The organism is Kitasatospora sp. NPDC101108 (assembly GCF_055584725.1).
In genome coordinates this window covers 153,673-171,219 of record NZ_JBVJLM010000006.1, presented here as the reverse complement: position 1 = coordinate 171,219, position 17,547 = coordinate 153,673, and the positions used below count along the sequence as shown (strand labels likewise).

The 17,547-nt window shown below is 74.1% G+C and carries 18 protein-coding genes; 11 read left to right on the top strand and 7 right to left on the bottom strand.

Annotation, left to right across the window (positions count from 1 at the left end; all coding sequences use genetic code 11):
• Positions 1 to 100 precede the first annotated feature (100 nt).
• The 3 genes from ACZ6Z8_RS16100 to ACZ6Z8_RS16090 form a co-directional block, all read right to left on the bottom strand.
• Entirely contained in the window at positions 101 to 688 is a 588-nt protein-coding gene (locus tag ACZ6Z8_RS16100; protein WP_465610126.1) for a TetR/AcrR family transcriptional regulator, read from the bottom strand.
• Between the two features lie 83 nt (positions 689 to 771).
• A complete protein-coding gene (locus tag ACZ6Z8_RS16095) occupies positions 772 to 1,785 on the bottom strand; it encodes an aldo/keto reductase (protein ID WP_465610124.1) in 1,014 nt (337 codons plus the stop codon).
• Between the two features lie 214 nt (positions 1,786 to 1,999).
• The gene (locus tag ACZ6Z8_RS16090; protein WP_465610122.1) at positions 2,000 to 2,782 is read right to left on the bottom strand and encodes a class I SAM-dependent methyltransferase; all 783 of its coding nucleotides are present in this window, start codon (positions 2,780 to 2,782) and stop codon (positions 2,000 to 2,002) included.
• A gap of 243 nt (positions 2,783 to 3,025) precedes the next feature.
• Here ACZ6Z8_RS16090 and ACZ6Z8_RS16085 point away from each other — a divergent pair, with 243 nt between their 5' ends.
• The 8 genes from ACZ6Z8_RS16085 (at position 3,026) to paaE (ending at position 11,332) form a co-directional block, all read left to right on the top strand.
• Positions 3,026 to 4,354, top strand: a complete 1,329-nt coding sequence (locus tag ACZ6Z8_RS16085) for a sensor histidine kinase (protein WP_465610120.1) — start codon at positions 3,026 to 3,028, stop codon at positions 4,352 to 4,354.
• Complete coding sequence (locus tag ACZ6Z8_RS16080; RefSeq protein WP_465610118.1) at positions 4,351 to 5,010, top strand: response regulator; 660 nt, start codon at positions 4,351 to 4,353, stop codon at positions 5,008 to 5,010. Before ACZ6Z8_RS16085 ends, ACZ6Z8_RS16080 begins: the two co-directional genes overlap by 4 nt.
• Positions 5,011 to 5,659: 649 nt before the next feature.
• Entirely contained in the window at positions 5,660 to 7,009 is a 1,350-nt protein-coding gene (locus ACZ6Z8_RS16075) for a M20 family metallopeptidase (RefSeq protein WP_465610116.1), read from the top strand.
• 290 nt (positions 7,010 to 7,299) lie between these two features.
• Positions 7,300 to 8,298, top strand: a complete 999-nt coding sequence (paaA, locus tag ACZ6Z8_RS16070; RefSeq protein ID WP_465610114.1) for a 1,2-phenylacetyl-CoA epoxidase subunit PaaA — start codon at positions 7,300 to 7,302, stop codon at positions 8,296 to 8,298.
• Positions 8,299 to 8,300: 2 nt separating this feature from the next.
• The gene (gene paaB, locus ACZ6Z8_RS16065) at positions 8,301 to 8,594 is read left to right on the top strand and encodes a 1,2-phenylacetyl-CoA epoxidase subunit PaaB (protein WP_030234269.1); all 294 of its coding nucleotides are present in this window, start codon (positions 8,301 to 8,303) and stop codon (positions 8,592 to 8,594) included.
• Positions 8,578 to 9,513 (top strand): 1,2-phenylacetyl-CoA epoxidase subunit PaaC, encoded by a 936-nt coding sequence (gene paaC, locus ACZ6Z8_RS16060; protein ID WP_465610112.1) that lies wholly within the window; start codon positions 8,578 to 8,580, stop codon positions 9,511 to 9,513. Before paaB ends, paaC begins: the two co-directional genes overlap by 17 nt.
• A gap of 53 nt (positions 9,514 to 9,566) precedes the next feature.
• Complete coding sequence (gene paaD, locus ACZ6Z8_RS16055) at positions 9,567 to 10,148, top strand: 1,2-phenylacetyl-CoA epoxidase subunit PaaD (protein WP_465610548.1); 582 nt, start codon at positions 9,567 to 9,569, stop codon at positions 10,146 to 10,148.
• A gap of 2 nt (positions 10,149 to 10,150) precedes the next feature.
• Positions 10,151 to 11,332 (top strand): 1,2-phenylacetyl-CoA epoxidase subunit PaaE, encoded by a 1,182-nt coding sequence (gene paaE / locus ACZ6Z8_RS16050; protein WP_465610110.1) that lies wholly within the window; start codon positions 10,151 to 10,153, stop codon positions 11,330 to 11,332.
• A 189-nt stretch (positions 11,333 to 11,521) separates the two neighbouring features.
• Here paaE and ACZ6Z8_RS16045 read toward each other — a convergent pair whose 3' ends face one another.
• Together ACZ6Z8_RS16045 and ACZ6Z8_RS16040 are read right to left on the bottom strand one after the other, a co-directional pair.
• On the bottom strand, positions 11,522 to 12,649 hold the full coding sequence (locus ACZ6Z8_RS16045) for an NAD(P)-binding domain-containing protein (protein WP_465610108.1): 1,128 nt from the start codon (positions 12,647 to 12,649) through the stop codon (positions 11,522 to 11,524).
• Positions 12,650 to 12,801: 152 nt separating this feature from the next.
• Positions 12,802 to 13,173: a YbjQ family protein gene (locus ACZ6Z8_RS16040; protein ID WP_465610106.1), complete on the bottom strand. Its 372-nt coding sequence runs from the start codon at positions 13,171 to 13,173 to the stop codon at positions 12,802 to 12,804.
• Between the two features lie 125 nt (positions 13,174 to 13,298).
• Here ACZ6Z8_RS16040 and ACZ6Z8_RS16035 point away from each other — a divergent pair, with 125 nt between their 5' ends.
• The 3 genes from ACZ6Z8_RS16035 to ACZ6Z8_RS16025 all read left to right on the top strand — a co-directional run bounded on the left by ACZ6Z8_RS16035 (position 13,299) and on the right by ACZ6Z8_RS16025 (position 15,763).
• Positions 13,299 to 14,228 (top strand): hypothetical protein, encoded by a 930-nt coding sequence (locus ACZ6Z8_RS16035; RefSeq protein ID WP_465610104.1) that lies wholly within the window; start codon positions 13,299 to 13,301, stop codon positions 14,226 to 14,228.
• A gap of 68 nt (positions 14,229 to 14,296) precedes the next feature.
• Positions 14,297 to 14,896 (top strand): hypothetical protein, encoded by a 600-nt coding sequence (locus ACZ6Z8_RS16030; RefSeq protein WP_465610102.1) that lies wholly within the window; start codon positions 14,297 to 14,299, stop codon positions 14,894 to 14,896.
• 138 nt (positions 14,897 to 15,034) lie between these two features.
• Positions 15,035 to 15,763 (top strand): aminoacyl-tRNA hydrolase, encoded by a 729-nt coding sequence (locus tag ACZ6Z8_RS16025; protein ID WP_465610100.1) that lies wholly within the window; start codon positions 15,035 to 15,037, stop codon positions 15,761 to 15,763.
• A 106-nt stretch (positions 15,764 to 15,869) separates the two neighbouring features.
• On the opposite strand, the gene ACZ6Z8_RS16020 is transcribed toward ACZ6Z8_RS16025, so the two are convergent.
• Positions 15,870 to 16,616 carry a hypothetical protein gene (locus ACZ6Z8_RS16020; protein WP_465610098.1) on the bottom strand — a complete coding sequence of 249 codons (747 nt, stop codon included), beginning with the start codon at positions 16,614 to 16,616 and terminating at the stop codon, positions 15,870 to 15,872.
• A gap of 23 nt (positions 16,617 to 16,639) precedes the next feature.
• Positions 16,640 to 17,380 (bottom strand): hypothetical protein, encoded by a 741-nt coding sequence (locus ACZ6Z8_RS16015; RefSeq protein ID WP_465610096.1) that lies wholly within the window; start codon positions 17,378 to 17,380, stop codon positions 16,640 to 16,642.
• Between the last annotated feature and the right edge of the window lie 167 nt (positions 17,381 to 17,547).

Sequence of the window (17,547 nt, the reverse complement as noted above, 5' to 3'; positions counted from 1 at the left end):
ATCCGACGATCCGACCCGACCCGACCCGACGATTCGATCCGACCCGTCGACCCGTCGATTCGATTCGAGGATTCGATTCGAACGGGTCGGATCGGGTCGGCTACTTGGCCTTCAGTCCGCCGAGGACCAGCTTCCAGACGGCCCGGAAACGCTCGTCCGCGGTCGGTTCGGACCAGGTGGACGCGTAGGCGGGGTCGTGGAAGGGAGCGGTGGCGTCGAAGACCGCGCGGGCGGTGTTGAGGATGTGGCCGAGCTTGAACTCCCCGCTGTCCAGGCCTTCCTGGAAGATCTCGGCGATCTGCCCGACCAGCGTGTCGATGTGCGCCTCGACGGTGCTGCTGTTCTCCTCGACGAGCACCATGTAGGTGGCGAACAGCTCCGGGTCGTCCAGGGCCTTCTTCCGCTTGGCCGCGAACAGCATGGTCAGCCAGCGTTCGAGGTGCTCGGTGGCGCTGCCGCCGTCGAGCATGACGGACTTCAGCTCCCCCTGGGCCTGGTTGAGCCAGCGCTGGGTGACCGCCTCGCGCAGGGCCGCCTTGCTGGGGAAGTGGCGGTAGACGCTGCTGTGGCTGACGCCGAGTTCCCGGGCGACGTCCACGACGGTGGCCTTGGTCGGGCCGAACCGCCGGAGGACTTCCTCCGCCGCGAGGAGGATCTGCTCGGCGGTGAGTGCGGTGTCCGTGGTCACGGGGGCCGTCCTTAGGGTCGTGCGGTCGGGGTGGCGCGGAGGGTTTCCGCTGGTCGGCGGGGGCCCGGTCAGCGTGGGCCGGGTCAGCGTTCGCTGTCCAGGCGCGCCATCTGCGCGGCAGCGTACCGGTCGCCGGCGGCGGCACCGGCGGGGACGGCGGCCTCGATGGCGGTGAGGTCGGCCGGGGTCAGGGTGACGTCCAGCGAGCCGAGGGCCTCGGCCAGCCGGTCCCGGCGGCGGGCGCCGACCAGGGGGACGACGTCCTCGCCGCGGGACGAGACCCAGGCGATGGCCACCTGGGCCACGCTGGCCCCCTTCGCGTCGGCGACCGTGCGCAGGGCCTCGACCAGCGCGAGGTTGTGGGCCAGGTTGTCGCCCTGGAAGCGCGGGCTGTCGCCGCGGAAGTCGGTGTCGGCGAGCGAGCGGTCCGGGTTCCAGTGGCCGCTGAGCAGGCCGCGGGAGAGCACGCCGTACGCGGTGATGCCGATGCCCAGCTCGCGTGCGGCGGGCAGGATGGCGGCCTCGATCGAGCGGGTGAGCAGGGAGTACTCGATCTGCAGGTCGCTGATCGGGTGGATGGCGGCGGCGCGGCGCAGGGTGTCGACGCCGACCTCGGACAGCCCGATGTGGCGGACGTAGCCGGCCTTGACCAGGTCCGCGATGGCGCCGACGGTCTCCTCGATCGGGACCTTCGGGTCGAGTCGGGCCGGGCGGTAGACGTCCACGTGGTCGGTGCGCAGGCGGCGCAGGGTGTAGGCGAGCGCGGTCTTGGTGGCGGCCGGGCTGCCGTCGTAGCCGAGCCACTGGCCGTCCGGGCCGCGCTGGGCGCCGAACTTCACGCTGATCTGCACGCTCTCGCGGTCGCGGCCGCGCAGGGCCTCGTGGATCAGCAGCTCGTTGTGACCCATGCCGTAGAAGTCGCCGGTGTCGAGGAGGGTGACCCCGGCGTCGAGCGCGGCGTGGACGGTGGCGATGCTCTCGGCCTCGTCGGCGGGGCCGTAGAGGTCGGACATGCCCATGCAGCCGAGGCCGAGGGCGGAGGTGACCGGCCCGGAGGCGCCGAGGCGGCGCTGGGCGGGGCGGGTGGTCGAGGCCATGGGAACTCCAGGGGCGAGTGCGGCGCCGGGCGGCGGAGGGCAGTGTGACCCGGGTCTCACTATGGCACTGCAGCGAACAGATTTCAAAATCTGTTTTCTGTCTTTTGTCATTTGTTCGCACTGGAGCCTCGGTGGGGCGGCCTTCGCCGCCGGGACGTTTCCGCGCCGGTCGCTTCTGCTGCCGCGGACGCTTCCGCCGCCGGGGCGGCTTCCGCTAGGCGTACGGTCCGGGTGAGCGCAGCAGGTGCGCCCGGGCGGGTGGCAGGTTGCGCCACACCGTGCGTTCGCCCAGTCCGTACGTGGCCTCGAAACGGCGCAGCAGTCGCACCACCGCCCGGTGGCGGGCTCCGCGGCGCGGTCCCGCGGCGAGCGTGCGCGCGGTGGTGGTGCCGAGGTAGCCGAAGTAGGTCAGCTCGCCCCCGGGAGTCAGCAGTCGCAGGTAGAGGTCGAGGATGTCCCGGACCAGGGCCGGCTCGAAGTTGGTGAACGGCAGCCCGGACACGATGACGTCGTACCGCCCGCCGCCGTCCTGGCCGTGTCGGCCGCCCTGGCCGCCCTGGCTGCCCTGGCCGTCCCGGTCCGCGACTTCGGTCGCCTCCGGAAGGTTCTCCACCCGGCACGCCGACAGCCTTAGCCCCACCCCCGGGCGGCGCGCGGCCAGGACCGGGTCCCTGCGCAGCCGGTCGGCGAACCGGGGGTTCGCCTCGACCACGTGCAGCCGGTCGCCCGGGCGCAGCACCCGGGCCAGCCGGCGGGTCACCACGCCGGTCCCGGCACCGACCTCCAGCACCGAGATCGGCCGGTTCGGGCGACTGGTGGCCGGCACCACGAGCGCGTTCACCAGATCGGGCCCACTCGGCGCCAGCGCACCGGTGTCGTGGAAGGTGCGCAGCGCCTCGGCGAGGAACAGCAGGCGGTCCCCGCCGTGCCGAGAGGGGCGCGAACGCCGCGGCTGGGGAAGGGAGTCGGGGGCGGGGCGGAGCTGCTCGGTCGTCATGTCGTCGACGCTAGGGAGACCGCGACGCCCCGGGATCGGCCGGTGAGCGGCGCCGACCCCCGACGAAAGTCGAGGGAGCGGCTGCCCGCGAGGAGGGGGCACCGGACCGGCGCCCGCCCGTAGCATCGAGCGAGCGGATGCGAACGGGCGCGAGGGGAAGGAGATGTGAACGGGCGCGGGCCGATACGGATGGGCGCGACCCGGCCTCAACGGGCAGGGTCCAAGCGGACGGGAGCGAGTTCGATGCGCACAGGCCTGCTCGACTGGTACGGCCCGGACAGCCGGCCGTGGCTGGACAGTCTGCTGATGTTCGGCATCCTCGTGCTCACCGCCGAGGAGGGCCTCTTCCAGTGGCTGCACGCCGACGGCCCGCTGCGCCCGTACCGGACCGTGGTGGCCGCGCTCGCCGCGCTCTCGCTCCTGTTCGCCCGTCGCTACCCGGCCGCCTCGGCAGTCCTGCCGGTGCTCACCAGCAGCCTGTTCAACCGGGCCTTTCCCGGCCTGTTCAGCGTCGCCCACCTCGCCTCCCTCGGTCGCACCGGCCCGGCGGTGGCCGCTGGCGCGGTCATCGTGCTGGTCAGCGCGGCCAGGGCCGACTCCTTGAGCGGATGGGCGGGCACCACCGGCTCCCAACTTCTCCTGCAGGTCGCCGTGTTGTCCTTCGGGCTGTGGCTCCACGGTCGCCGGGCGCTGATCCGCGCCCTGCACGCCCAGGTCGAGAACCTGCGCCGGGAGCGGGAGTTGCGGGTCGAGCAGGCCCGGTCCGCCGAACGCGCCCGGATCGCCCGGGAGATGCACGACGTGCTGGCCCATCGGTTGAGTCTGCTGGTGCTGCACGCCGGAGTGCTGCGCGACCAGGTCCGGGCCGGTACCGTCCTCGCCGATCCGGACCGGCTCACCCATCGGCTCGAACTGCTGCGCACCACCGCCGCGCGCTCGCTCGACGACCTGCGCGACGTGCTCGGGGCCCTGCGGGCCGAACCACCGGAGCGGCCCGCCGACGGGGAGGGGCCGCTCGTGCCCGCAGGGCAGGTGCCCACCCCGCCCGCGCCCGTCCCGGCGCCCGCCCTGCGCGACCTCACCGACCTGGTCGACGAGGCGAACCAGGCCGGGCAGCACGTCCAACTCGCCCTCTCCGGTGACCCCGAGACGGTGCCGACCACCCACCGGCTGGCCGTCCACCGGGTCGTCCAGGAGGCGCTGACCAACGCCCGCAAGCACGCGCACGCCGCGCCCGTCAGCGTCCGGGTCGGCTACGGCGCACCGGCGACCACCGTCGAGGTCCGCAACGGCCCCGGCGACGCCCCGCCGAACGGGCCGGGCACCGGCGGCGGGTACGGGCTGGTGGGGCTCGGCGAACGGGTCGGAGCGCTCGGCGGCCACCTGGACGCCGGCCCGGACGGCGCCGGCGGCTTCCGGCTCTCCGCCCGGCTGCCCGCGCCGGGCCGTCCGCAGCCTTCGCGTCCGCAGCCTTCGCGTCCGCAGCCTCCGCGCCCGCAGCCTCCGCGTCCGCAGTCCCTGAGCACGCAGGTTCCTCATCCCCAGCCCCCGCAGCCGGAGGACGCCGCATGATCCGCACGATGGTGGTCGACGACGACGCGCTGGTACGCCTCGGACTGGTCGACCTCCTCGCCCAGGACCCGGCGCTGGCCGTGGTCGCCGAGGCCGCCGACGGACTGCAGGCCGTCGAGCTCGCCCGCGGCCACCGGATCGACGTCGCGCTGATGGACATCCGGATGCCCCGGCTCGACGGGATCGCCGCCACCCGCCGCCTGCGCCAACTCCCCGATGCCCCACGGGTGATCGCGCTCACCACCTTCGACCTGGACGAGTACGTGTACCAGGCGCTCGCCGCCGGGGCGGACGGCTTCCTGCTCAAGGACACCCCGCCCGCGGAGATCGCCCGGGCCGTGCACGTGGTCGCCTCCGGGCAGGGGATGCTGCACCCGGCGGCGGCGCGGCGGCTGATCGACCGGTACCACCGGGTCGGCGCGCCCCGGGCGGTGGCCGCCCGGTGCCGGATCGCCGGGCTCACCCCGCGTGAGACCGACGTGCTGCGTGAACTCGCGGACGGCCTGTCCAACGCGGAGATCGCGGGCGTGCTGGGGATGCGGGAGAGCACCGTCAAGGCGCACGTCAGCCGGATCCTGACCGCGCTCGCGGTGGCCAACCGGGTCCAGGCCGCGCTGCTCGCGCGTGATGCGGGGCTGGTCGGGGACGGTGCGTGAGGGCGGGCGCTCGCGAGGGCAGGGCGGGGCGCAGCGTCGGACGGCGTCCACGGGGACGTTCCCCGGAGGTCGGCTCGGGCTGCGGTGCGGGCTTCCCTGAGCCGTCGCGTGCCTCCGGTTGGTACCGCCCGCTGAGCCGTTGTCACCCATCCGGCGTGGAAATGCCGTGCCTTGCCGGTTTGCGCTGCCGAACTTGGGCGGCGGGTCCATGGTGGAGATGGGCGTGATCCGGCGACCGCGCCCGCGCGCCGATCCAGGCCCGCGCGCCGAGCGCCCGCCGCTTCCTCCGACGGGTGACCGAGGCCGGGGCCCGTACCGGCACGCTGGGAACAGGGCCACCTCGCAGGAAACCGAACGGTTCTTCTAGGCTCACATCTCGGCTTCCCTGCGGCGGTCGCGCCACTGCGCCCGCCGCGAGGAAGCCGCCGTGCACGGGGCTCCGGGCGGACCGGGGCGCCGGATCGAGCGAGGAGGACGCAATGCCAAGCATGCCGCCCAGCCGTTCCACCGCACTTGGGCCAGACGGGCCGTTCCGACGGGCCGTCCGACCTCCGGGCCGGCCGGTGCGGTCCGGCCGGGCCTGGTACCCGGGCGGGAGCGGTCGGCCGGTCCGGCCGCTGAATACCGGCTGCGGCCGCGGAGGCGAGCGTTGAGTCCCCAGATCGTCGGGCCGCCGGCCGCGCCGGGTGCTGCCGCGGAGCCCGACCGCGTACCCGTGGCGGTCCCGGCCGCCGCCGACGGTGAGGCCCTGGCCGCCGCTGCCGGTCCTGCGCCGGGCCCGACTGCCGCTCCTGTCACGGGCGCCGTCGCCTCCGCTACCACCGCCGCGCTGCCCGGGCTGCCGCAGGCGCTCAGCGCCCGGGCCCGTACCCTCGCGGGTGCCGTCCGGCGGCGCTGCGTGGACCTGGCCCGGATGGAGTCGCCGAGTGGCGACGCTTCCCGACTCGACGCGCTCGCCGAGGAGTTGGCCGCAGGATTCCGTGCCACCGGGGCCACCGCCCGCCGCGAGCCAGGCCCGGCCGGTGACCACCTGGTGATCGAGTGGAAGGGGCGGGACGAATCCCTGCCGCACCTGCTGGTCGTCGGCCACCACGACACCGTCTGGCCGGTCGGCACCCTGGCGGACTGGCCGGTGACCGAGCAGGACGGGCGGCTCACCGGGCCAGGAGTGGTCGACATGAAGGGCGGACTCGCGGTTCTGGAGGGCGCGTTGGCGCTGCTCGCGGACCTGGGGGAGCGGCCGCACCGCACCGTGCGGCTGGTCGTGGTCTCCGACGAGGAGGTCGGCAGCCCGGACGGACGGAGCCTGGTCGAGCGCCAACTGCGCGGTGCGGCGGCCGTCCTGGGGCTGGAACCGCCGCATCCGGACGGGCGGCTGAAGACCGCGCGGCGCGGCAGCACCCGGGTGCGCCTCACCGTCACCGGGCGGGAGGCCCATGCGGGCAACGACGCCCACGACGGGGTGTCGGCGGTGGACGAGCTCGTCGACCAGCTGGTACTCGTCCGCGGCCTCGCCGGCCAGCCCGGTACGGAGCTCAACGCCGGTCGGATCAGCGGGGGTTCGCGGGCCAACGTGGTCGCCGGACGGGCCGAGGCCGAACTCGGCCTGCGGTTCTCCACCGTCGAGGCGCAGCGTCGAACGCTCGACAACCTCGCCCGGCTGACCGCGCTGCGGCCGGGCGCCCGGGTGCGTACGGAGGTGCTCTCCAGCCGGCCGGCCTGGCCCGAGCGGACCGGCAACCCGCTGCTACGGCATGTGCGTTCGCTCGCGGCGGTGCTCGGGCAGCAGGTGGACGGCGCCCCGGCAGGCGGGGCCGGGGACACCAATCTGCCCGGGTCGCGCGGTCTGCCGACGCTGGACGGCTTCGGCGCGGTGGGCGCCGGTGCGCACGCCCGGCACGAGTACATCCGGCTGGACCAGCTCGCCCCGCGGATCGCCCTGCTGGCGGCGCTGCTGGCCGTTCCGCTGCCCCGGCTGCGGGATCGCGGGGAGGGGTGAGCCGGGCGGCGGCCGGCTGAGGACGGCCGGCGGATGCGGGCTGACGGCTGACGGCTGGCAGTACACAGGCAGCGGAAGACAGCGAACAGATAACAGATGACGGATAACAGCTGACAGATTTCAGATTCTGTCAGCTGGTATCCGTTTTCCCGCTCCCTTGCCATCCCTCCGTCCCGCTGCGCAGAATGGTACCGACCGAACGGTCAGTCGGTTGGCGCCCCGGCGCCAGTGCACGGAGTCGGTGCACGGAGCCGGCGCAGGGAGCCAGAGCAGGGACACGAGAGGGGACCGTGGTGACAGCAGAGGTGGCCGAGGCGGTCCCGGCGCAGACGCCGGAGGACCGGTTCGACGCGGTGATCGCCGCCGAGCAGCGGATCGAGCCCAGGGACTGGATGCCCGACGCCTACCGGGCCACCCTGATCCGCCAGATCGCCCAGCACGCCCACTCCGAGATCATCGGCATGCAGCCCGAGGGCAACTGGCTCACCCGGGCCCCCTCGCTGCGCCGCAAGGCCATCCTGTTGGCCAAGGCCCAGGACGAGGCGGGCCACGGCCTCTACCTCTACGCGGCCGCCGAGACCCTCGGCGTCGACCGGGCCGAACTCACCGAGAAGCTCATCAGCGGCCGCCAGAAGTACTCCTCGATCTTCAACTACCCCACCCTCACCTTCGCCGACGTCGGAGTGATCGGCTGGCTGGTGGACGGCGCCGCGATCTGCAACCAGGTCCCGCTCTGCCGCTGCAGCTACGGCCCGTACGCCCGCGCGATGGTGCGGATCTGCAAGGAGGAGTCCTTCCACCAGCGCCAGGGCTACGAGCTCCTGATGACCCTGATGCGCGGCACCGAGTCCCAGCGCCGGATGGTCCAGGACGCGGTCGACCGCTGGTGGTGGCCGTCGCTGATGATGTTCGGTCCCTCGGACGCCGAATCGCCGAACACCGCTCGCTCGATGGCCTGGCGGATCAAGCGCCACACCAACGACGAGCTCCGTCAGCGCTTCGTCGACATGACCGTCCCGCAGGCCGAGCACCTGGGCGTCACCCTCCCCGACCCCGAGCTGCGCTGGAACGAGGAGCGCGGCGGCTGGGACTTCGGCGAGCCCGACTGGTCCGAGCTGACCAGGGTCATCCACGGCCAGGGCCCCTGCAACGCCCAGCGGGTCGACCGCCGCCGGGCCGCGCACGAGGACGGCGCCTGGGTGCGCGAGGCGGCCGTCGCCTACGCCGCCAAGCGCGCCGCCGAACAAGCCGCACCCGCCGAGCGGCCCACCCCCGAACAGGAGAACTGAACGTGACCGAGTCCAAGGCCGGCTGGCCGCTGTACGAGGTGTTCGTCCGCCCCCGGCGCGGCCTGAACCACGTGCACGTCGGCTCGCTGCACGCCTCCGACGACCGGATGGCCCTGCTCGCCGCCCGCGACCTGTACACCCGCCGCAACGAGGGCGTCAGCCTCTGGGTGGTCCGCTCGGACGCGATCACCGCCTCCACCCCGGACGAGCGCGACCCGTTCTTCGAGCCCAGCGGTGACAAGGTCTACCGCCACCCGACCTTCTACGACATCCCCGAGGATGTCCCGCACATCTGACGGGGGAGCCACCGTGCACGACCACACCACGTCCACCACCGAGGACGACCACGTCTACCTCAGCCTCGCCGGAGCCACCCCCGGCCCCGAGGGCGAGGGCCGCTGGGCGTACGGGACGGGCTTCGCCGACCCGCTGCTCGGCGTGGACACCGCCCTGCCCGCCGGCCTGGACGGCGACGACCTCGCGGCCTACTGCCAGATGCTCGGCGACGACGCGCTGATCCTCGCGCAGCGGCTGATCGAGTGGTGCACCCGGGCGCCCGAGCTGGAGGAGGAGGTCGCGCTCGCCAACCTCGGCCTCGACCTGCTCGGCCAGGCCCGGCTGCTGCTCACCCGGGCCGGCCAGGCCGACGGCTCCGGCCGCACCGAGGACGACCTGGCGTACTGGCGGGAGGAGCACCAGTTCCGCAACGTCCGCCTGGTGGAGACCCCGAACGGCGACTTCGCGTACTCGATCGCCCGGCTGCTGCTGTTCTCCACCGCCCGCGGCGCGCTGTACGAGGCGCTGGGCTCGCACCCCGACCCGGTGGTGGCCGCGGTCGCCGCCCGGGGCGTCAAGGAGCTGGCGTACCACCGCGAGTACGCCACCGCCTGGACGCTGCGGCTCGGCGACGGCACGCCGTACTCGGCGGAGCGGATGCAGGCCGGGCTGGACGCGGTCTGGCCGCTGCTGGAGGAGCTGTTCACCGCGCACCCGGTGGAGCTGCGGGCCGGCGTCGACCCGGCGCAGCTGCGCGAGCCGGTGCTGCGCGAGCTGGCCGCCGTGATCGCCGAGGCCGGGCTGACCGTGCCGGACGTCCCGCCGCTGGCCACCGTGCTGGGCCGGGCCGGCCGGGACGGGGTGCACACCGAGGCGCTCGGCCCGCTGCTCGCCGAGCTGCAGGTGGTGGCCCGCGCACACCCGGGGGCGACGTGGTGACCGGCACGGCCGGGACCGTCGGCACCGCCGGGACCGTCGGCACCGCCGGGATCATGGGCTCCACGGCGACCACCGGGACCGTCGGCTCGACCGGGACCGTCGGCGACACCGGCACCGCCCGCGACCTGGCCTGGTCGGTCGCCGCGGCCGTCCCGGACCCGGAGCTGCCGATGCTCACCCTGGCCGACCTGGGCGTACTGGCCGCGGTCGAGGTGGACGGCGGCAGCGGCGCGGTGACCGCCTGGCTGACCCCGACCTACTCCGGCTGTCCGGCCGTCGCCGAGATGGCCGCCGACGTCGACCGCCGGCTGCGTGCCGCCGGGTACCCGGACGTACGGGTGCGGCTGCGGCTGGACCCGCCGTGGTCCACCGACCTGATCACCGCCGAGGGCCGCCGCAAGCTCGCCGAGGCGGGCATCGCCCCGCCGCGCCCGACCTCGGCCGTGGCGCCCGGATCGGGGCCCGTTCCGCTCACCCTCGGCCCCACCCGCACGGGAGCCGCCGCCCCGGTGCCCTGCCCGCACTGCGGCGGCACCGACACCGAGGAGCTGTCCCGCTTCGGCTCCACCGCCTGCAAGGCGCTCTGGCGCTGCCGCGCCTGCCGCGAGCCGTTCGAACGCGTCAAGGAGATCTGAGAATGCCCGCCGCCTCGCCCGCACCCGCCGCAGCCACGGATGCCACGGCGTCCGCCGATCCCGCGGTTTCCACGGAGGCCGTCCGCCCGGCCCGCCGTCCGACCTTCCACTCGCTGCGGATCGAGCGGGTGGAGCGGCTGTGCGAGGACGCCGTGGCGGTGACCTTCGCGGTGCCGGACGGTCTGGCGGCCGCCTACGCGTTCCGGCCCGGGCAGACCCTGACCCTGCGCAAGGTGGTGGACGGCGCCGACGAGCGCCGCTCGTACTCGATCTGCGCCCCTGTCGGCGGGCCGTTGCGGATCGCTGTCCGCGAGGTGCCCGGCGGGCTGTTCTCCCGCTGGCTGGTGCGCGAGGCCCGGCCCGGCGAGGAGGTCGAGGTGCTGACCCCGTCCGGTCTGTTCACCCCTGAACTCGGCGTCCCCGCCGACCACGTGCTGCTCGCGGCCGGTTCCGGCATCACCCCGATGCTGTCCATCGCCGCCTCGGTGCTGGCCGCCGACCGCCGCTCCACCGTCACCCTGCTCTACGGCAACCGGCGCAGCGACACCGTGATGTTCGCGGACGAACTGGCCGACCTGAAGGACCGCTACCTCGGCCGGTTCCAGCTGGTGCACGTGCTCTCCCGGGAGACCAGGGACGCCGAACTGCTCAGCGGACGGCTGGACCCGGAGCGGGTCCGGGCGCTGCTGACGGCCCTGGTGAACGTCGGCGGCGTCGACCACTGGTGGCTCTGCGGCCCGTTCGGCATGGTCGCCGGGGCGAAGGAACTGCTCGCCGAACTGGAGGTGCCGGGCGAGCGGGTGCACCAGGAGCTGTTCCACGCCGAGGACGAGCCGCTCGTCGAGCGCGACGAGGACTGGGACCGCACGGACCGCGCGGACGGCGACACCGAGGGCGTGCCCGGCGAGCGCAGCGAGGTGACCGTCGTCCTCGACGGGCGCGGCAGCACCCTCACCCTCCCGCGCGACCGCTCGATCCTGGACGGCGCCCAGCGCTCCCGGCCCGACCTGCCGTTCGCCTGCAAGGGCGGCGTCTGCGGCACCTGCCGGGCCCTGGTCACCGAGGGCGAGGTGGAGATGCGCCGCAACTTCGCCCTGGAGGAGAAGGAGCTGGCGGCCGGCTACGTCCTCACCTGCCAGGCCCGCCCGCTCACCGACCGGGTCACCGTGGACTACGACCGCTGAACGGCCTTCATCCGCCGGGCGGTGCGGTGGGTGGACGCGGACGCGTCCGTGAGCGTCGTCGGCTCCCCTGCGCGCCGCCGCCCGCCCGAGCAGCCCGGCGGGCAGGGCCGGCGTCCGCGAAGTCGGACGAGTCGACGCGTGTGCCGGAGACGGGTCGTGCCCGCCTCGGTGGGTGGACGGCGCCGGCGGTCAGACCGTGGCCGGGGCGGGCCGTTCGGCCGGGTCCCCGAGCAGCTTGACCAGGTCGTTGACGGCGGCGCGTCCGGCCCGGTTGGCGCCGATCGTGCTCGCGGACGGGCCGTAGCCGACCAGGTGGACGCGCGGGTCGGCGGTGGCACGGGTGCCGGTGAGCGCGATGCCGCCGCCGGGGGAGCGCAGGCCGAGCGGGGCGAGGTGGCCGACCTCGGGACGGAAGCCGGTCGCCCAGACGATCGCGTCCACCGCCGACTCCTCGTCGCCCCATGCCACCCCGTGCTCGGTGAGCCGGTCGAACATCGGCCGGCGGTGCAGAGCGCCCAACTCCCTTGCCCGGCGGTAGGCGACGGAGGGGCCGAGGCCGGTCACGCTCACCACGCTGCGCACCGGCAGCCCCTGACGGACGCGCTCCTCGACCTTGGCGACCACCGCGCGACCGTACTCGGGGGTGAACGGACCCTCGTGGTAGACGGGTTCGGAGCGGGTGACCCAGATCGTCCCGCCGACCGCCGCGACCTCCGACAGCACCTGGATCGCCGAGGCACCGCCGCCCACCACGAGGACGCGCTTCCCGGCGAACTCCTCGGGGCCGCGGTACTCGGCGTAGTGCAGCTGGCGGCCCGCGAAGTGGCCCGGGTAGTGCGGGAGGAAGGGACGGGTCCAGGTGCCGGTGGCGTTGATCAGCGCGCGGGCGGACCAGGTGCCGCGGTCGGTCTCGACCAGCAGCCGGGAGTCGGAGCGCTCGGACTCGGCGCGTACGGCGTGAACCGCGACGGGGCGTACGACCGGGAGCGCGTGACGGGCCTCGTACGCCGCGAAGTACCCCGGCACCACCTCGCGCGCGCGGGCCTCGGGGTCGGGCGCCGGGAGCTCGGCGTCCGGGAGGTCGTGGAAGCCGTGCACGGTGGCCATCCGCAGGGACGGCGAGCGGTGCGCCCAGGCGCCACCGGGGGTGGCGTTGGCGTCGAGGACGACGAAGCCGCCGTCCACACCCTCCCGGTAGGGGGCGAAGCCGCGGCGGCGGAGGTGGTAGGCGGCGGACAGCCCCGCCTGCCCGGCGCCCACCACCAGGACGTCCACGCGCCGCTGTCCGGTCTCGTTGGTTGCACCGTAAACAGTCACGCCCGTGAAACATCGGGAGGACGGGCGGCTGTTCCCGGCCGGGGGCGGCGGTGCCGGGCGGTCAGTGGGTGGCCGGCGGCCGGCGGCGGGAGCGGGAGCGGGAGCGGGCGGGAAGGCGGCGGGAGCGGGCCGGTGGCGGTGGGCGGTGGGCCTCAGCCGATCGGGGAGATCACCGCGGCGGTGCCGTACGCGCACACCTCGGTGCCGACGTCCGCCGCCTCGGTCACGTCGAAGCGCATCATCAGGACGGCGTTGCCGCCGCGCGCCTTGGTCTGCTCGACCAGCCGCTGCATGGCCTCGTTGCGGCTCTCGACCAGGGTCTTCGTCAGGCCGCGCAGCTCGCCGCCGATCAGGGACTTCAGCCCGGCACCGATCTGGCTGCCGAGGTGCCGGCTGCGGACGGTCAGTCCGAAGACCTCGCCGATCACGTGGTCGACCCGGAAACCGGGAATGTCGTTGGTGGTCACGACCAGGACGTCGGCGTTCGGGCCCTGCCCGCCGCCGAACTCGTTGATGTCAGCCATGGGGCCCATCCTGCCGGGGTGGTGCGTCCGAGTGACAGAGGCGCGGCGGGGAGGTGGCCGAGAAGGTCTCCGGAAGCTGGTTCAGACCGGTGATCGGGCGGCGGAAAAGCCGTACCGTTAGCCCCATGGGCGAGCGAAGCGATCATCCGCAGGGGCCGGGCGCGGCGGAGTACTCCGGCGCGTCGGAGATCGAGGCGACCGTGGTGCTGGGCCTGCGGATCACCGACTGGCCGGCGCTGCGCGCGGCCGCGATCAGGGCCGTCGAGGAACTGGACTTCGAGGGCATCGACCCGGCCGGCCAGCGCCGCGAACTGCTGCGCGAGGTCGCCGAGGACGCCAACGCGGCGCTCGGCGCGCTGCTGCACCCCGACCGGCTGGTCGCCGCGATCCCCGGCGTCGAGGCGGTCGGCGGCACGCTGGAGATCAGTGTCACCGAGGACTTCACGCCGGACTTCGCCGAACTGTTCCCGCTGGACGGCGAGGACGAGGACGGCGGCGCGGGCGCGGACTGGACCCTCACGCCGCGCACGGCCTGCCTGCTTCACGCCCAGCTGCTCGGCCTGGCCGACGCCGCCTACGACGACCTCGACGAGCACGGGGACGATCCGGTCGTCGACGGCGAGGACGTGGACTGGACGGTCTTCGCCAGGCTGCCCCAACGCACTTGGCGGCTCCACCGGAGCTGGCGGCGCGCGATGGCCCGCACCTTCGACGACCTCGCCGACGACCTCGCCCTCGGCGAGTGGCCGCTGCCTCGCTGCCTGGCCGAGGAGCTCGCGCTGCGGATGGCGCTGGTGGACGCCCGGACGCTGCTCGGCTCCCAGCCCGAGTCGGTGGCCGACATGATGGGCGACCTGCCGGCCGACCTGTACGACTACGACTGGGACGGCTGCCACGACGAACTGTTCGGCGTGTACGGGCCGGACGACGGGGACCCGGAGCTCGACGCGGAGCAGCGCACCGAACTGCTGCTGGCGGCCACGCATCCCGAGGGATGGTTCCTGATGTACGAGGACGCGGAGGAGCGGGACCCGCAGCGCGGGTACCGTCGCTGAGCGGACGTCGGGCCCTCGCGCGGTTCGCGGTCCGGGCGGGGTGGTCGGTGGGCGGCTAGGCTGCGGACATGTCCGATGTGTCTGGTATGGGAGGTGCGTCCTCGGGGGAGTCGGCGGGTCGGGGGCCAAGGCCGGGGCCGGGGCCAAGGCCGGGGCCGGGGCCGGGGAGGTCAGGGGGCTCCGGACCGGACTCCTCCGGCTCGGAGCGGTCCGGTGCGGAGGAGCCGGCGCTGGGTCGGATCGCGCTCGGGCTGGACGGCGTTCGGGCGGCGCAGCTCGGGCGGACCGCCGAGGCGCGGGCCAGCTTCGAGGCCCTGTGGGAGGAGCTGGGGGAACGGGACGTCTTCCACCGCTGTGTCCTGGCGCACTATCTGGCCGACCTCCAGGACGACCCCCGGGCCGAGTTGGAGTGGGACCGGCGGGCCCTCGCGGCGGCCGACTCGCTGACCGCCGAGCGGGCCGCGACGTACGAGTCCGCCCTCCAGGTCCGGGCGTTCTACCCTTCCCTGCACCTCAACCTGGCCTCCGACCATCTCAAGCTCGGCGAGCCCGACCTCGCGCGCGAGCAGCTCGAACGGGCCGTGCGGAGCCTGGACGCGCTGCCGGAGGACGCGTACAGCGCGGGGATCCGGACGGCGGTGGACGAGCTGCGGCAGCGGCTGCGCTGATCCCGGCCCTCGGGGCGGCGCGGTCGCTGGGGCCTTTCGGAGCGGGCCGAAGGGGGCCCAGGGGCGGGCCGGGGTGGGCCGGGATGGTGGCCCGGGGGCGGGCCGGGTCGGTGGGGGCGGGGCTGGCATGCTGGACGGGTGACTTCTCCGTTCGATGCCCCGGCCGCCGTTCCCGCCTCCGACGATGCACCCGACCCCGCGGACCGCGACGCGCTGCCCCAGTACGTGCTGCCGCTGGTCGTCCGGCTGGAGCGGGCGACGCCGCCGGGACGGACGGACGCGCTGGAGACCTCGGCACGGGCGGTGCTGACGCTGCTCGCCGACTCCCGGGTGACCGAGGTGGACGGCGAGTGGGCGGAGCGGGTCGCGGCCTGGGAGGACGCCCGGATCCGCAAGGTCGTCCGACGGGCCCGGGGCGGGGAGTGGCGCCGGGCGGGGGAGCTGCCCGGCATCACCGTGCGGGGGCGGGAGGCGGAGGTGCGGGTGTTCCCGCCGATCCCGCTGGACGGCTGGCCGAAGGAACTGGCCAGGCTGCAGGTCTCCGGGACGGATCTGGAGGAGAACGCCGAGGCCGGCGCGCCCGAGCCGGGGGTACCGGTGTTGTGGCTCAACCCGGAACTGGAGATGAGCGCGGGCAAGACGATGGCCCAGACCGGGCACGCGGCGCAGCTCGCCTGGTGGCGGCTGGACGAGGCGCAGCGCAAGGAGTGGGCGGAGTCGGGCTTCGCACTCGCCGTCCGCACGGCTGCGCCGGAGGCGTGGGAGGAACTGGTCCGCAGCGGGCTGCCGGTGGTCCAGGACGCGGGCTTCACCGAGATCGCGCCGGGCAGCTGCACGGTGATCGCGGAGCACCCGGCGCTGCGGTGACGGGACAGCTGGCGCAGAACGACGAACAGCGAACAGCAAACAGATAACAGCGAACAGATGACAGATTTCGAAATCTGTCATCTGTTCGCTGTTATCTGCTACCTCCTCACTCGCCCGAGGCCTGGTAGCGCCGCATCGCGCGGAGGCCCCCCAGCACCGCCGCAGTCGTCCACAGCGCCATGATCAGCAGGCCCGTCCAATGGCCGTAGTGGATCCCCGCCTCCGCCTGGGTGCGCATCGCGTACAGGCCGGCCCGATCGGGCAGGAACTGGCCGACCTCGCGGACGCCGGGGATCGCGGCCAGCCAGGTGGTGCCGAGGAACACCATCGGGGTGAGCAGGCCGAGCGCCGCGCTGAAGTTGCCCAGCATCGCGGTCAGTCCGAGGCAGATCAGCACCATCATCGGGTGGTAGAGCACGCCGGCCAGGAAGCTGCGGGCCAGCCCCGGGGTGGAGAAGTCCAGGCCGACGGTGGCGTCGACGGCGAGGAAGCAGCCGACCGTGGAGACCAGTCCCACCAGCAGACCCAGCCCGGCGCCGATCGCGAGCTTGGCGCCGTACAGCCGACCGCGCCGGGGAACGGCGGTGAGCGAGGTGCTGATCATCCGGGTGCTGAACTCCTGCCCGACCAGCAGGATCCCGAGGCAGGCCAGGGCGACGTGGCCGAACAGCAGGCCGTAGTAGATCCCGCCGGCCGGGTCCTCGCCGGGAGTGTGGTCCTTCGCTCCGTAAGCGGCGTTGACGGCCGCGGTGACGCCGACGGTCAGTGCCACCGCGGTCAGCGGCGCCGCCCACTGCGAGGGCAGCGTGGTGAACTTGATCCGTTCGGCCCGCAGGGCGTTGCCGATGCTCATGCTCAACTCTCTTCCGCTCAACATCACTTGGTTCGCCGCTGCATCGCGCGCAGCCCGCCGTACGCGGCAAGTGCCGTCCACAGCGCCATGATCGCCAGTCCGGTCCAGTGTCCGTACGCGAGCTGCGGGTCGTCGGCGTAGTGCAGCGCGTACTGGCCGGCCCGGTCGGGGAGGAACTGGAACACCTCGCGCAGGCCGGGCACACCGCCGAGCAGCGGGGAGAGCAGGAAGACGGTCGGGGTCAACAGACCCATGGCGGCGGTGAGGTTGCCGAACATCGCGGTCATCCCGAGGCAGAACACCGCCAGGAAGGCCGGGTACAGCACCCCGGCCGTGGCCGCGCGGGCGAAGGCCGGACCGTGCCAGTCGGCGGGGACGGTGGCCGCGTACCCGGCGTAGGCGCCGGCCGTGCCGACCGCGCCCGCGCCGAGGCCGATCAGGGCGGCCAGCGCCAGCTTGGCGCCGTACAGCCGGCCGAGCCGGGGGACGGCGGCGCGGGAGACGTCGATCATCCGGGTGTTGAACTCCTGCCCGATCAGCAGGACCCCGAAGGCGACCACAGCCGCCTGGCCGAAGTTGAGCCCGTAGAAGACGCCGACGCCGGGGTCGTCGGTGATGCTGTGCTCCTTGCCGCCGAGTGCCGCGCCGACGGCCGTGGTGGCCCCGGCGGTGAGCAGCACGGCGAGCAGCGGTGTGACCCAGAGCGAGCGGAGGGTGGTGAACTTGATCCGCTCGGCACGGAGGGCCTGCGACACGGGACTCATGCGCCCACCTCGCTGCGCTCGGCGAGGGCATTCGCCCACGCGCACCTTCCGATGATTCGCTCGCTACGCTCGCTCATGCGCCCACCTCGCTGCGCTCGGCGAGGGCATTCGCCCACGCGCACCTTCCGATGATTCGCTCGCTACGCTCGCTCATGCGCCCACCTCGC

Excerpts from the sequence above, each read along its gene's own strand:
- ACZ6Z8_RS16090 (WP_465610122.1), bottom strand. The coding sequence starts at position 2,782 with ATGACGACCGAGCAGCTCCGCCCCGCCCCCGACTCCCTTCCCCAGCCG.
- ACZ6Z8_RS16080 (WP_465610118.1), top strand. The coding sequence starts at position 4,351 with ATGATCCGCACGATGGTGGTCGACGACGACGCGCTGGTACGCCTCGGA.
- ACZ6Z8_RS16040 (WP_465610106.1), bottom strand. The coding sequence starts at position 13,173 with ATGGCTGACATCAACGAGTTCGGCGGCGGGCAGGGCCCGAACGCCGAC.
- ACZ6Z8_RS16085 (WP_465610120.1), top strand. The coding sequence starts at position 3,026 with ATGCGCACAGGCCTGCTCGACTGGTACGGCCCGGACAGCCGGCCGTGG.
- ACZ6Z8_RS16030 (WP_465610102.1), top strand. The coding sequence starts at position 14,297 with ATGTCCGATGTGTCTGGTATGGGAGGTGCGTCCTCGGGGGAGTCGGCG.
- ACZ6Z8_RS16035 (WP_465610104.1), top strand. The coding sequence starts at position 13,299 with ATGGGCGAGCGAAGCGATCATCCGCAGGGGCCGGGCGCGGCGGAGTAC.
- ACZ6Z8_RS16015 (WP_465610096.1), bottom strand. The coding sequence starts at position 17,380 with ATGAGTCCCGTGTCGCAGGCCCTCCGTGCCGAGCGGATCAAGTTCACC.
- paaE (WP_465610110.1), top strand. The coding sequence starts at position 10,151 with ATGCCCGCCGCCTCGCCCGCACCCGCCGCAGCCACGGATGCCACGGCG.
- ACZ6Z8_RS16020 (WP_465610098.1), bottom strand. The coding sequence starts at position 16,616 with ATGAGCATCGGCAACGCCCTGCGGGCCGAACGGATCAAGTTCACCACG.
- paaD (WP_465610548.1), top strand. The coding sequence starts at position 9,567 with ATGGGCTCCACGGCGACCACCGGGACCGTCGGCTCGACCGGGACCGTC.
- ACZ6Z8_RS16095 (WP_465610124.1), bottom strand. The coding sequence starts at position 1,785 with ATGGCCTCGACCACCCGCCCCGCCCAGCGCCGCCTCGGCGCCTCCGGG.
- paaC (WP_465610112.1), top strand. The coding sequence starts at position 8,578 with ATGTCCCGCACATCTGACGGGGGAGCCACCGTGCACGACCACACCACG.